This window comes from Pseudooceanicola aestuarii (assembly GCF_010614805.1).
In the GTDB taxonomy this organism is placed as follows: domain Bacteria; phylum Pseudomonadota; class Alphaproteobacteria; order Rhodobacterales; family Rhodobacteraceae; genus Pseudooceanicola; species Pseudooceanicola aestuarii.
Map to the genome: position 1 here is coordinate 1,459,884 of NZ_JAAFZC010000001.1, position 12,664 is coordinate 1,472,547.

Sequence of the window (12,664 nt, forward strand, 5' to 3'; positions counted from 1 at the left end):
GCCAGGCGGCCCCCTTCGCACATCGTTGCAAGTCTTTACCTGCCTTACCGACGCCGCGATCAGCCGAAGACGCGGGTCAGTGCCGTGTCGATGGCGGCGGTCATCTCGTCGATATGATCGGGCGTGGCGATCAGGGCCGGAGACAGGCACAGCGTGTTGTTCCGCCCCGGCACGGACCGGTTGGTGACGCCGATCATCACCCCCTGGGCCGCGCATTCGCCGACGACCTTCTGGGCCAGCTTCTCGTCCACCGGCGCGCGGCTCTCGCGATCGGCGACCAGCTCCGCACCGCAGAACAGGCCCTTGCCGCGCACATCGCCGACAACGGCGTGCTTCTCCTTCAGTTCTTCCAGCCGGGTCATCAGGCGGGCGCCCATGTCCAGGGTGTTCTGCAACAGGTTCTCATCCTCGATGATGCGCATGTTCTCGATCGCGGCGGCGGGGCCGGCGGTGCAGCCGCCAAAGGTGGAGATGTCGCGGAAATAGTTCATCGGATCGTCGGCATCGTCCTTGAACATGTCGAACACCGCTTCGGTGGTGACCATGCAGGCAATCGCGGCATAGCCGGAGGCGACCCCCTTGGCCATGGTCACCATGTCCGGTTCGATCCCGTAGTTCTGATAGCCGAACCAGGTGCCGGTCCGGCCGACGCCACAGACGACCTCGTCGATATGCAGCAGGATGTCGTATTTGCGGCAGATCTCCTGCACGCGGGGCCAGTAGCCTTCGGGCGGGGTGATCACGCCGCCGCCTGCGGTCACGGGCTCAAGGCACAGGGCGCCGATCGTGTCGGGCCCTTCCGCCAGAATCACCTTTTCGATCTGGTCAGCCGCCCAGACGCCGTAATTCTCCTGCGGGGCGCCATCCTGTTCGAAGGACCGGTATTCCAGGCAATGCGGCACGCGGACGAAGCCGGGGGTGAAGGGGCCGTATTGTGCGTTCCGCTCTTCCTGACCGCCGGCGGAGAGGCAGGCGATGGTGGTGCCGTGGTAATCGCGATCCCGGTAGAGGATCTTGTGCTTCTTCCCGCCGTAGCGTTTGTGCGCGATCTGGCGCACCATCTTGAACGCCTTTTCGTTCGCCTCCGAGCCGGAGTTGCAGTAGTAGACGCGGGACATGCCGGGCATCTTGTCGATCAATTTTTCAGCAAAGATCGCGCCCGGTACGGATCCGGCAGCCCCGGCGAAGTAGTTCAGTTTCATCAGCTGGTCGCGGACGGCATTGGCGATGCTTTCGCGGCCATAGCCCACGTTGACGGTCCAGACCGCACCGGAAACCGCGTCCAGGAACCGGGTGCCCTTCTGATCCCAGACATGAATGCCCTTGCCCTCCACGATGATGCGCGGATCGCTGGTTTCAAAGGGTTTGTGCTGGGTCAGGTGATGCCAGACATGGGCCTTGTCGGCCTCGACGATGCGGGTGATGTCGTTTTCGTGCAGTGCGCCGTCCATGGAAGCCTCGCAGGTTGATCGGTTCGGGCGAAGCGTATGGGAGCACCGCAGCTTTGGCAATCGGGGCTGGTACGGCTGCGGGGGGGCGCCTAGGCTGATGCCCGTTCACCACCACGGAGCCCCCCGATGCAGGACGATACCCGCGCCTTTCTGACCCGCCTGTTCGACGCCGCAGTGACGGCCGCCGACCCAGTCCGCGCCTTGCAGGGGCAGCTGCCCGACAGGCCGCGCGGGCGCACGGTGGTGATCGGGGCGGGCAAGGGCGCCGCCCAGCTGGCGGCCGCGTTCGAAGAGGCATGGGACGGGCCGCTGTCGGGGGTGGTGGTCACGCGCTATGGATATGCCGTGCCCTGTCGTCAGCTTCAGGTGATCGAGGCGGCGCATCCCGTCCCCGACGCCGCAGGGCAGGCCGCCACGCGCCAGGTGCTGGAGGCGGTTCAGGGGTTGGGCCCGGACGATCTGGTGGTGGCGCTGATCACCGGCGGCGGCTCGGCCCTGTTGGCGGCGCCCCCTGCCGGACTGACGCTGGAGGACGAGATCGCGTTGAACCGGGCGCTGCTGGCCTCGGGCGCGCCGATCGGGGCGATGAACGCGCTGCGCAAGCAGGTCAGCGCGGTCAAGGGCGGGCGCCTGGCGGCGGCGGCGCATCCGGCACGGGTGGTGACGCTGGTGGTCTCCGACGTGCCCGGCGATGACCCGGCAGAGGTCGCATCGGGCCCCACGGTGCCGGGTCCGGCCGATCGGGCCACGGCCCGCGCGGTGCTGCGCGACTGGCGGATCAGCCTGCCGGAGGCGGTGCAGCGGCACCTGGATCAGGCGCCGGAGGATGCGCCGCGTCCGGGCGATCCCGCCTTTGCCCGGGACGAGGTGCGGGTCATCGCCTCTGCCGCCCGTTCGCTTGAAGCCGCTGCCGCCCTGGCCGAGGCGGAGGGCATCCCCGCCCGCATCCTGTCCGACGCGATGGAGGGCGAGGCCCGCGATGTCGCCCGCGTCCATGCCGCCATCGCGAGGGAGATCGCGGGGCGTGACCGGCCCTTTGCGAAACCGGTGCTGCTGTTGTCGGGAGGGGAAACGACGGTGACCCTGCGCGGCCAGGGCGGGCGCGGCGGGCGCAACAGCGAATTCCTGCTCGCCTTCGCCGCCGAGATCGAGGGACAGGCTGGGATCGCCGCGCTGGCTGCCGATACCGATGGGATCGACGGGTCCGAGGATAACGCCGGTGCCTTTGCCGACGGGGCCACCGTGGCGGGGATGCGCGCCGCCGGGGTGGACCCCGCCGAGGCGCTATCGCGCAATGACGCCTGGAGCGCCTTTGACGCGGTGGGGGGGCTGTTCGTGCCCGGCCCCACCGGCACCAATGTCAACGATTTCCGCGCCATCCTGATCCGCTAGGCAAGGTGGCCATCGGCGCATCGGCGCATCAGCGCATCGGGCAGGGCGCGGGGCAGCAAGGCCGGGCGCCCCGCAGGGCGGCATCGTCGGGCCGGTCAGCCGGCCAGGCAGTCGTTCAGCGCCTGCGCCATGTTGCGCATCAGCTCCGGGTAGAGGTCGGCGCCGGTTGTCAGGCCCTGGCCCAGCGGGTCCAGAACGCCGGTTTCCAGCTTCAGGTCGTGGGCCAGCCTGTCGGCCTGGCGGCGGCTCAGTTGCGGTTCGGTGAACAGGCAGGTGACGCCGTGGTTGGCGATGGCGTCGCGCAGGGCGGCGATGCGCGCCGGTCCGGCCTCGGTCCCGTCGGCATGGGAGAGCGACCCTTCGGCGGGCAGGTCATAGCGGGTTTCCAGGTATTGGTAGGCGTCGTGCAGCGTGACGTAGCCGCCCGGCAGATCGGTCAGCAGCGGCGCGAGCTCGGCCGCCAGCCGGGAGAGGGTGTCGACGTAGCCTTCGGCATTCACACGGTATGTTTCGGCGTTCTCCGGGTCCGCCTGTGCCAGGGCCTCGGCGATGGCGCGGGTCCAGGTGACGGCGTTGTCTGGGTTCAGCCAGGCATGGGGGTCCGTGCCGTCATGAGCATGGGCGTGGTCGCCGTGGCCATGGTCATCATGTCGGTGGTCGCCATGATCGTCGTGCCCGTGGTCGTCATGCCCATGGTCCCCATGATCGTCCTCATGGTCGCTGTGATCATGGCCGTCGTGATCGTCATGGTCGCTGTGGTCAGCGTGCCCCTCGTGATCATCGTGCCCATGATCATCGTGCCCATGCGCGTCGTGGTCCCCATGATCATCCTCGTCTTTCGCCGGGGCGAACAGGATGCCCTTGCGCACTTCGAGGGTCTGCGTGCCCGGCACTTCCAGCAGGGGCAGGGAGACGCCGCCGCCGAGGTTCTCCAGCGCCTCGGCCAGCCAGGGCGTCTGCTCGGGCCCGACCCGGATGACCAGCCCTGCCCCGGCCAGGGCGCGGGCTTGCGACGGGCGCAGGTTTACCGCGTGCGGCGAGGTCGCGCTGTCGATCAGCAGGGACGGCTGACCCAGGTCGCCCATGACGGCGCTGGTCAGAGCGTGGATCGGCGGGATGTCGGTGACGATCGCGGGCACATCGGCACGAACCGGAGCGGCGGCAAGCGCGGCGATGGCCCGCGTGGACCGCATGGTTTGCAGGCCCACGACCATGGGCATGACCACGCTCGGTGCATCAGCGACGTGCTGTCCAGCGCTGAGGCGGAGTGCAAGGCGCGCGGGCTGCAAAGCACGCCGGTGCGCCGCAGGACGCTGGAAATCCTGCTGGAGGCCCATGCCGCTATGGGCGCCTATGACGTACTGGCCCGGCTGGTCGCCGATGGCCTGGGCTCCAAGCCGCCCGTGGCTTACCGCGCGCCTGGCTTTCTGGTCGACAACGGCTTTGCGCACCGGGTGGAGCGGCTGAACGCCTTTGTCGCCTGCGCGGTGCCGGGGCAGACCCATGATCCGGTGATCCTGATCTGTCGCGGCTGCGGCATCGTGGCGGAAACCCAGGCGAGGCCTCTGGATACGGCCTCGGGCGGCTTTCAGGTGGAATCCACCGTGGTGGAGGCCGAGGGCCTGTGCCCGGCCTGTCAGGATTCCGCCGCATGCTGATCGAGGCGCGCGGCGTCAGCGCAGGCTATGCGGGTGGCGGGGGAACGGTGCTGCGCGGAGTGGATTTCGGCATCTCCGCCGGCGAGATCGTGACCATCGTCGGCCCCAACGGATCGGGCAAGTCGACCCTGGTCAAGGGGATGGTGGGCGCGCTGAAACCCCAGGTTGGGCAGGTGCGCCGCCGTCCGGGGCGGTGCATCGGCTATGTGCCGCAAAAGCTGCACCTGGATTCCTCTCTGCCGATGTCGGTCGCGCGGTTCCTGTCCCTGCCGCGCAGGCGGTCGGCGGAACGCATCGCCACCGCGACGCCCGAGCGCATGGCGGGCATCGCCGCGCTGGTCGGGCTGGCTTCGGCCTTGGGGGGGCTGGCGCTGTCCTGGCACCTGGACAGCCCTGCTGGCCCCACGATCATTGTCGCGGCCGCCGGGTTCTATGCCCTGACCCGTCTGCGCGGTTAGGGCGGGACAGGGACGCCACGACCGGGCGCCGTCGGCGGGGCCGCTCAGGTCAGCAACATGCGCAGGCCCTGCGTCACGTCGGACCGCACGGCCAGGCGCAGGCCGGGTTCGTCCCCGGCCTTCAGCGCGGCAATGATCAGACGGTGGTATTGCGGCGCCTCGCGGCGGCGCATCCGGCCGTAAAGCTTGCGCATCGTCGGGCCCAGTTGCAGCCAGACGGTTTCCGCCATGGCCAGCATCGCGGGCGCCTGGGCGCGCAGGTACAGCGTGCGGTGAAACTCAAGATTGGCGCGGATATAGCCGGACCCGTCCTGCTGTTCGACCATGTGCGAGATCAGGGTGTTGATCGCCTGCAATCGGTCGATCAGGGCGATATGGGCACGAGGCAGCGCGCGGGAGGCCAGCTCCACCTCGATCAGGGCGCGCAGGGCGGCCAGTTCCTCGATCCGGTCGTTGGACAGGTCGGGCGTGGCGACTCGCCCCGAGGCGGACAGCGACAGGGCCCCCTCGGCCACCAGCCGGCGCACCGCCTCCCGCGCGGGGGTCATGGAGACGCCGTAATCCTTGCCGATGCCGCGCAGGGTCAGGGATTGGCCCGGCGGTATCTCGCCATGCATGATCCGGGTGCGCAGGCCGCGATAGACGCGGTCATGCGCCGAAGGAGAGGGATCTGGGCGGGTCTGGATCAGCATGATGCGACTGTGATCACAAATCGGCCGCCGTCAAGAGGGCCCGGCCCGCTTTCGGCAATCCTGACCGGGCTCAGGCCTCGAACCGGTAGCGATGCAGGCCGGTGCCGTGCTGGCGCAACCACAGGCGCTGCGGCTGCCAATCGCCATATAGCGCCGTGACATGCGCCCAGAAGGCCGGCGAATGGTTCATCTCCGCCAGATGGGCGACCTCGTGGGCGGCGACGTAATCCAGCACCTCCGGCGGGGCCATGATCAGCCGCCAGGAGAACATCAGCCGCCCGTCCATCGTGCACGATCCCCAGCGGGACCGCGTGTCGCGCAGCGTCAGCCGCGTGTAGGGGCGGCCCAGGCGGGCTGCGTGGCGGTCGGCGGCAGCGGCCAGCCGGTCCCGCGCCATGGTCTTCAGCCAGGCCGCCAGCCGGGCGGGCAGGCGGTCGGAGGGGCCGGGAACCTCCAGGCGGTCGGGCAGCAGGCGCAGGCGACGGCCCTGGGTGGGGACGATCAGGCGGGGCTGCCCCTCCACCGGCAGCAGCAGCCCGGCGACGACAGGCGCCACCTCGGCCACGCCGGCGCTGTGGCGGCGCAGCCAGGGTTCCTTCTCTCGGGCGAAGGCCAGTCCTTGCGCCGCGCTGGCGCCGCGCGGCAGGGTCAGCGTAATCCGCCCGTCCAGCGCCGAGACACGCAGTGTCATCCGCCGGGCGCGGGCGGAATGGCGCAGATTTATGCCCAGCGGAGGGTTGCCGGGCAGGGTGACCTCACCCATATGTCCGCCGGGCCGCAGGGCCTGTCGTATCTGCCGTCATCGCGCTGGACGTCCCTTCCGTTTGTCGCCCGTGGTCGGGCCATGCGGTCCGGGGCCGCCGGAAAAGCCTTTGACACCCCCTGACCGTTATGGCAGGTGGCGCGGATCATGGACAAGAGTGGTTAGCCGAAAGGGATCCCTATGCCCAAGGAAGAATGGGGCGTGAAGCGCGTCTGTCCGACGACGGGCAAGCGGTTCTACGACCTCAACAAGAATCCGGTCGTCAGCCCCTATACCGGGGATATCGTCGAAGTCGCCTCCGGCAAGAGCCGGATGATCGCGGCCGACGCTGAAGATGCGGAGACCAAGAAGGCAAACGCCAAGACGGCGGAGCCCGAGGACAACGACGACGACGATGTCGATGTCGACCTGGGCGATGACGTCCTGGACGAGGATGAAGATGACGATAACGTCTCTCTGGACGATATCGCCGACATGTCGTCGAACGAGGACGACAGCTGACGTCGGGACTGTTCGGTGCGGGTGTGATTTTTTCGCTTGATCCCGCCCCGAGCATTGCATAAGTAGCGGCGCACGGGGCCAAGCGGCCCCAGCCGGATGGGGCCTTAGCTCAGTTGGGAGAGCGCTTGCATGGCATGCAAGAGGTCAGGGGTTCGACTCCCCTAGGCTCCACCATCCCCTCCATTTGAAAATCTGCACGGTCAACCCGGTTCGTGCTTGCGGTTGCGTCTTTTGCGGGTGATCTGCGCGCGCAAGTGTCGTCAAGACGGGGCTGCCGGGATTTGTCCCTGTCGCAGAATTCCGCGCCGCCGCGCAGGCCGGGGCGTCTTCGGGCTTGCTCTCTCCCCGGGGTCTTGCATTGTGGCTGGCGTCATACTTTCGGAGCGCCGGGGATGAGTGTTGAATTCCTTCTGACATCGGTTGTGGTCGTCCTGCTGCCTGGAACGGGGGTGATCTACACCCTGGCCATCGGCCTGGAGCGCGGGTTCAGGGCCAGTATCGCCGCGGCCCTGGGTTGTACCCTGGGGAGCCTGCCGGCGGCCTTGGCCAGCATTGTCGGGCTGGCGGCGCTGCTTCATACCAGCGCGCTGGCCTTTCAGGTGATCAAGGCGCTTGGCGTCGCCTACCTGTTCTACATGGCTTGGAAGACGCTGCGGGACGACACGGCCATCGACCTGTCCGCAAGCGGGGAGCGAAGCGGCTATTTGCGGATCGCCGCGACGGGGGCGTTGCTGAATGTTCTGAACCCCAAGCTGTCGCTGTTCTTCCTGGCGTTTCTGCCGCAATTCGTCTCCGCCACGGCGGCAAATGCGGCCGCCGCCCTGGTGGGGCTGGCGATCGTCTTCATGGCGATGACGTTCGCGGTGTTCGTCCTCTACGGAGGATGCGCGGCCTATGCGCGCGATTATGTGATCCGGCGTCCGCGGGTGGTGACATGGATCCGGCGCTGCTTTGCCGGAACCTTCGGTGTTCTGGGGGCAAAGCTTGCTGTCACGACTTGAGGCGCGGGACAGGGCGGCTGCGGCTCGGTCGCGGTTTCAGTAGGGATCTTTCACGCCACGATCGTCGGACAGCGACGGACGTGCGTGGCAGAGACGCTCGATGGCATCGGCGACGTGGATGTCGGCGATGGCCTTGTCCCCGGCTTCCAGGCGAACCCGGTGGGCTTCCATCAGCACATCGGTGTGGGTGGTGCCGGTGGGCGGTTCAAACCGGTAAGCGGCCAGTTCGATCAGCATCCCCAGCGGATCCTTGAAATAGATCGAGTTCATGAACCCCCGGTCTTTTTCCCCCGAATGGGGAATGCCGCGCGCGTCCAGCCGGGCCTTGCACTGGGCATAGGTGGACTGGCTGAGGGAAAAGGCGATGTGATGTACGCATCCCGGATCCGTCGGGCTTCGCGCGGGATCGGGGCGGCGCCCCTCGTTGGTGAAGATGGTGATCAGCCGCCCGTCACCGGGGTCGAAATAGAGGTGCCCCTCTTCCGGGTTGTCGAGGTTGGGCTGTTCGAACACGAAGGGCATTCCCAGCACACCCTCCCAGAAGTCGATGGAGGTCTGGCGGTCCGCCCCCATGAGGGTGATGTGGTGCAATCCCTGAACCTGAAGTTTGCGCATTGTGAACTCCTCTTGCTGCTGGGCCAAAGAATAGGCGAAGCAGCGGTCAGGTCATCAGAAGTTTGCGCAGGGAGCCTGTGCGCGACGGCGCAGCCGGTGGGCTGGGGGTCAGGCCGCCAGCCCCTTGGTTCCCATGTCGAGGAACTTCTGCCGCCGGTCCTTGATCAGCGACTTGCCGGACTTCCCGGACAATTCGGCCAGCATGGCGGTGATCGCCTTGCCCACGGCGGCGATGGTGGCATCGCGGTCGCGATGGGCGCCGCCCATGGGTTCGGGAATGATCCGGTCGATCACTTTCAACTGGTGCAGATCCTGGGCCGTGACGCGCATGGCCTCTGCGGCCTCCCGCATCTTTTCGGCATCCTTCCACAGGATGGAAGCGCAGCCCTCCGGCGTGATCACCGAATAGACTGAATGTTCCAGCATCGCGACCCGGTTCGCGGAGGCAAAGGCCACCGCGCCGCCCGATCCGCCCTCGCCCACGATGACGGAGATCAGCGGCACGCCGATGGCCAGGCATGTTTCGGTGGAGCGGGCGATCGCCTCGGACTGGCCGCGTTCCTCCGCGCCCTTGCCGGGATAGGCGCCGGGCGTATCGACCAGCGTCACCACCGGCAGGCCGAACTTGTCCGCCAGCTCCATCAGGCGGATCGCCTTGCGGTACCCTTCGGGGCGGGCCATGCCGAAATTATGCTCGATCCGGGATTTGGTGTCATTGCCCTTTTCCTGGCCGATCACCATCACCGGCTGATCGCCCAGCCGCGCCAGCCCGCCCATCACGGCGTGATCGTCGGCAAAGTTCCGGTCGCCGGCCAGGGGGGTGTACTCGGTGAACAGCGCGGAGATGTAATCGCGGCAATGGGGGCGGTCGGGATGCCGCGCGACCTGGCATTTGCGCCACGCGGTCAGATCGCCGTACAGGTCGCCCAGCATGGTGCGGGCCTTGGCATCCAGCGCAGCGGCCTCCTGTTCGATATCCATTTCCTCGTTCTGGCGGGCCATGGCGCGCAGCTCTTCGGCCTTGCCTTCAATCTCGGCCAGGGGCCGTTCGAAATCGAGGTAATTGGTCATGCGGGGCTCCCGTATCGTCTGGGCGTTATATGACGATGGGGCGCGCCGGATGCAACTGTGCAAGTCCGGGGCGGGCCGGGCGCCGCCGGTCGGGGTGACCCGTCAATGCAGCAGCACCGGGTATAGCGAGGCCACCAGAAGCCCCGCCATCGTCCAGTTGAAGATCGTCAGCCGTCGGGGCGAGGTCAGCAGCCGCCGCATCTGCTGGCCCAGGATGGTCCAGGTGCTGACCGACGGCAGGTTCACCAGCCCGAAGACCGCCGCGACCACCAGAATCGCCCATGCGCTTCGGTCGGGGGCGTAGACGGCGATGGCGGTCAGGGCCATGGTCCAGGCCTTGGGGTTCACCCATTGGAACGCCGCCGCCTGCAAGAAGGTCATCGGGCGGCGCGAGGGATCCGGCCGCCCGGCCTGCGGCGGGGCGGCATGGGCGATCTTCCACGCGAGGTAGAGCAGGTAAATCACGCTGGCGACGGTCAGGATGGTATGGGTGATCGGCACGGCGTCGAAGATGTGGATCAGCCCCAGCCCGACCAGCGCGATCATGAAGGCAAAGCCCAGCCCGATCCCCAGCATGTGCGGGATCGTCCGGCGGAACCCGAAGTTCGCGCCCGAGGCCATCAGCATCAGGTTGTTCGGCCCCGGCGTGATGGAGGACACGAAGGCAAAGGCCACGAGGGCAACAAGGATCTGGGCGGACATTGACGGGCTTTCGGACAGGTTCGCGCAACATTACCCCTTTATCAGCCCGAATGCGGTTGTGAACTTGCCGAAAATTCGCAAAACTTCGCAAGGAATGGCGAAGATGGACCAGATAAACCGCAGTATATTGCGAGAGCTGTCGCGCGATGGGCGCGTCTCCAACATGGATCTGGCGGATCGGGTGGGGCTGTCGCCCTCAGCCTGCCTGCGCCGGGTACAGGAGCTGGAGCGCACGGGCGTGATCAAGGGCTATCGCGCGGTGCTGGACCCGGCCGCCGTGGGGGTGGGCTTTGTGGCTTATGTCACCGTTGGGCTGAACGAACACACCAAATCCGCGCAGGAGGCGTTCGAGCGGGCGATCTCGACCGCCCCCGAGGTGCGCGAATGCCACAATATCACCGGCGCCGTGGAATACATCCTGCGGGTGGAGGCGGCGGACCTGGCCGCCTACAAGGCGTTTCACACCGATGTCCTGGGCACTTTGCCGCAGGTCAGCGCCATTACCTCTTACGTGGTGATGGGATCGCCGCGCGACGACCGGGCATAGGGTGGAGCGCGCCGCGGAATGGCGGCGGGTACCCACCCCGCGCCAGTCGCCTACCGGCAATAAGCGGCCTGTTCGCGCAGGGCGGGGCCCGCGCCGGTCAGGTCCAGGGGGATTTTCTGCCCGCCGACCGCCAACCTGCGGCCCTGTCCCAGCTGATCCAGAAAGCCGTCCCGCGCGTTGGCATCGGCAAAGTCCAGGCGATAGCCATGCACGCTGCCCTGGGCAAAGCTGGCATCCTGTGTGTCGCCAGTATAGGCGGCGTTGGCCTCCACCGCGGTGTCGTCGACCAGCATCTTGATCCGGGCGTTTTTCGGCAGCTGCTTCGCGAAACCCAGCCGGACAGAGCGGTCTCCGTCCTCGCATCGGATGGAGAAATATTCCCCGGCCCGTGCGCGATCCTCGGTCAGGTACATCAGCAGACCGTTCTGGGCAGGATCCTTGGACTGGACCCATTGGCCTGCAAAGACCTTGATCACCTCGTTCTCGACAACCTCCTGCGCCATGGCGGGCGCGGCAAGGCAGGTCAGGACGATGGCGGCGGCGAAGGTGCGCATGGAAATCTCCCGTGTCGTGGCAGAGGAGAGAGTAGGCGACCCGCCGGAATTGCCAACCCTCGGGTGATCACTTTCCGGCGGGGTGGGGCGAGCAGGGGCAGCGAGGTGGGGCGAGCAGGGGCAAAGGCAAAGCGAATCCGGGCCGGGCGCACCGGTCCCGGCCCGAATGCCGTCCGATCACTGCTGCGCAGCGATCAGTTCGGCTTGTTTCACGATCACTTCCGCCTGTTTGATCGAGGCGATATCGACCAGCCGACCCTTGTAGACCACGGCGCCCGCGCCGGTCCGCTGCGCCTCTTCCATGGCGGCGAGAATCTCCCGCGCTTCCGTCACCTTGGCCTCGGGTGGGGTGAAAACCTCGTTCGCCAGTTCGATCTGCTTGGGGTGGATGGCCCATTTGCCCACCATGCCCAACGTGGCCGACCGCAGCGCCTGCGCACGGAATCCGTCGGGGTCCGAGAAGTCGCCAAAAGGCCCGTCCACGGGCAGCAGCCCATGGGTGCGGCAGGCCGCAACGATGGCGGTCTGCGCCCAATGCCAGGGATCGGACCAGTATTTCTGGCCATCGCGCAGCATGTAGTAATCTTCCTGCGTGCCGCCGATCCCGGTGGTCTGCATCCCCATGGAGGCGGCGAAATCCGCGGCGCCCAGGCTCATCGCCTGCAAACGCGGAGAGGCGGCGGCGATCTCTTCCACATGGGCGATGCCGGCGGCGGATTCGATGATGACCTCCAGCCCGACGGGTTTGGTCCGGCCCATGGCGCGCTCCACCGCCGTGACCAGTGCATCGACAGCATAGATATCGGCGGCGCAGCCGACCTTGGGGATCATGATCAGGTCCAGCCGGTCGCCCGCGTTTTCCAGCAGATCCACCACGTCGCGATACCAATAGGGCGTGTCCAGCCCGTTGATCCGCACCGACAGCGTCTTGTTGCCCCAATCGACCTCGTTGATCGCGGCAATGGCGTTCTGGCGCGCCTGCGGCTTGTCATCGGGTGCGACAGCATCTTCGAGATCCAGGTTGATCACGTCGGCCGCAGAGGCGGCCATTTTCGGGAACAGCTTGGTATTGGACGCCGGGCCGAACAGCTGACACCGATTCGGGCGCGCCACGGGCTGGGGCTGGATGCGGAAGGACATATCGGCACCTTTCGACAGGTAAGGAAGTTTCGAATTTTCTAGTCCTTGGGTTATGAAATTGCGCGCGATGGTGCAAGCCGATTTTGCAGCGCAGCAAAGTGGCGGTGCCCGCTCCGGCT

General features: G+C 67.1%; 15 protein-coding genes and 1 tRNA gene. 7 read left to right on the forward strand and 9 right to left on the reverse strand.

Annotated elements, in window-relative coordinates:
- Window positions 1-59: 59 nt before the first annotated feature.
- Window positions 60-1,451, reverse strand: coding sequence for an aminotransferase family protein (locus tag G5A46_RS06820; RefSeq protein WP_163848522.1), 1,392 nt, complete (start codon window positions 1,449-1,451; stop codon window positions 60-62).
- A 126-nt stretch (window positions 1,452-1,577) separates the two neighbouring features.
- Between G5A46_RS06820 and G5A46_RS06825 the strand changes: the two genes are divergently transcribed.
- The gene (locus G5A46_RS06825; protein WP_163848524.1) at window positions 1,578-2,843 is read left to right on the forward strand and encodes a glycerate kinase type-2 family protein; all 1,266 of its coding nucleotides are present in this window, start codon (window positions 1,578-1,580) and stop codon (window positions 2,841-2,843) included.
- 95 nt (window positions 2,844-2,938) lie between these two features.
- Here the strand turns inward: G5A46_RS06825 and G5A46_RS06830 are convergent, their stop codons facing one another.
- Entirely contained in the window at window positions 2,939-4,063 is a 1,125-nt protein-coding gene (locus G5A46_RS06830) for a zinc ABC transporter substrate-binding protein (RefSeq protein WP_163848526.1), read from the reverse strand.
- A gap of 24 nt (window positions 4,064-4,087) precedes the next feature.
- Here G5A46_RS06830 and G5A46_RS06835 point away from each other — a divergent pair, with 24 nt between their 5' ends.
- The gene (locus G5A46_RS06835) at window positions 4,088-4,501 is read left to right on the forward strand and encodes a Fur family transcriptional regulator (protein ID WP_239520654.1); all 414 of its coding nucleotides are present in this window, start codon (window positions 4,088-4,090) and stop codon (window positions 4,499-4,501) included.
- Window positions 4,495-4,959 (forward strand): ATP-binding cassette domain-containing protein, encoded by a 465-nt coding sequence (locus G5A46_RS19910; protein WP_163848530.1) that lies wholly within the window; start codon window positions 4,495-4,497, stop codon window positions 4,957-4,959. The genes G5A46_RS06835 and G5A46_RS19910 overlap by 7 nt, the downstream gene beginning before the upstream one ends.
- 44 nt (window positions 4,960-5,003) lie before the next feature.
- Here G5A46_RS19910 and G5A46_RS06845 read toward each other — a convergent pair whose 3' ends face one another.
- The gene (locus G5A46_RS06845) at window positions 5,004-5,651 is read right to left on the reverse strand and encodes a GntR family transcriptional regulator (protein ID WP_163848532.1); all 648 of its coding nucleotides are present in this window, start codon (window positions 5,649-5,651) and stop codon (window positions 5,004-5,006) included.
- A 70-nt stretch (window positions 5,652-5,721) separates the two neighbouring features.
- A complete protein-coding gene (locus G5A46_RS06850) occupies window positions 5,722-6,414 on the reverse strand; it encodes a M48 family metallopeptidase (RefSeq protein WP_163848534.1) in 693 nt (230 codons plus the stop codon).
- Between the two features lie 180 nt (window positions 6,415-6,594).
- On the opposite strand from G5A46_RS06850, the gene G5A46_RS06855 reads away from it, so the two are divergent.
- From G5A46_RS06855 to G5A46_RS06865, 3 genes are all read left to right on the forward strand, one after another.
- Entirely contained in the window at window positions 6,595-6,915 is a 321-nt protein-coding gene (locus G5A46_RS06855; RefSeq protein ID WP_163848536.1) for a TIGR02300 family protein, read from the forward strand.
- Between the two features lie 98 nt (window positions 6,916-7,013).
- Window positions 7,014-7,089 (forward strand) — tRNA-Ala (locus G5A46_RS06860).
- A 218-nt stretch (window positions 7,090-7,307) separates the two neighbouring features.
- A complete protein-coding gene (locus G5A46_RS06865; RefSeq protein WP_163848537.1) occupies window positions 7,308-7,916 on the forward strand; it encodes a LysE family translocator in 609 nt (202 codons plus the stop codon).
- Between the two features lie 36 nt (window positions 7,917-7,952).
- Here G5A46_RS06865 and G5A46_RS06870 read toward each other — a convergent pair whose 3' ends face one another.
- From G5A46_RS06870 to G5A46_RS06880, 3 genes are all read right to left on the reverse strand, one after another.
- Entirely contained in the window at window positions 7,953-8,531 is a 579-nt protein-coding gene (locus tag G5A46_RS06870; RefSeq protein WP_163848539.1) for a VOC family protein, read from the reverse strand.
- 108 nt (window positions 8,532-8,639) lie between these two features.
- Entirely contained in the window at window positions 8,640-9,602 is a 963-nt protein-coding gene (locus tag G5A46_RS06875) for an acetyl-CoA carboxylase carboxyltransferase subunit alpha (RefSeq protein WP_163848541.1), read from the reverse strand.
- A gap of 102 nt (window positions 9,603-9,704) precedes the next feature.
- Window positions 9,705-10,304 carry a LysE family translocator gene (locus tag G5A46_RS06880; protein ID WP_163848543.1) on the reverse strand — a complete coding sequence of 200 codons (600 nt, stop codon included), beginning with the start codon at window positions 10,302-10,304 and terminating at the stop codon, window positions 9,705-9,707.
- 94 nt (window positions 10,305-10,398) lie between these two features.
- On the opposite strand from G5A46_RS06880, the gene G5A46_RS06885 reads away from it, so the two are divergent.
- Entirely contained in the window at window positions 10,399-10,851 is a 453-nt protein-coding gene (locus G5A46_RS06885) for an Lrp/AsnC family transcriptional regulator (protein ID WP_163848545.1), read from the forward strand.
- Between the two features lie 50 nt (window positions 10,852-10,901).
- Here G5A46_RS06885 and G5A46_RS06890 read toward each other — a convergent pair whose 3' ends face one another.
- The gene (locus tag G5A46_RS06890) at window positions 10,902-11,405 is read right to left on the reverse strand and encodes a hypothetical protein (protein WP_163848546.1); all 504 of its coding nucleotides are present in this window, start codon (window positions 11,403-11,405) and stop codon (window positions 10,902-10,904) included.
- Window positions 11,406-11,582: 177 nt separating this feature from the next.
- Window positions 11,583-12,545 (reverse strand): L-malyl-CoA/beta-methylmalyl-CoA lyase, encoded by a 963-nt coding sequence (locus G5A46_RS06895; RefSeq protein WP_163848548.1) that lies wholly within the window; start codon window positions 12,543-12,545, stop codon window positions 11,583-11,585.
- Between the last annotated feature and the right edge of the window lie 119 nt (window positions 12,546-12,664).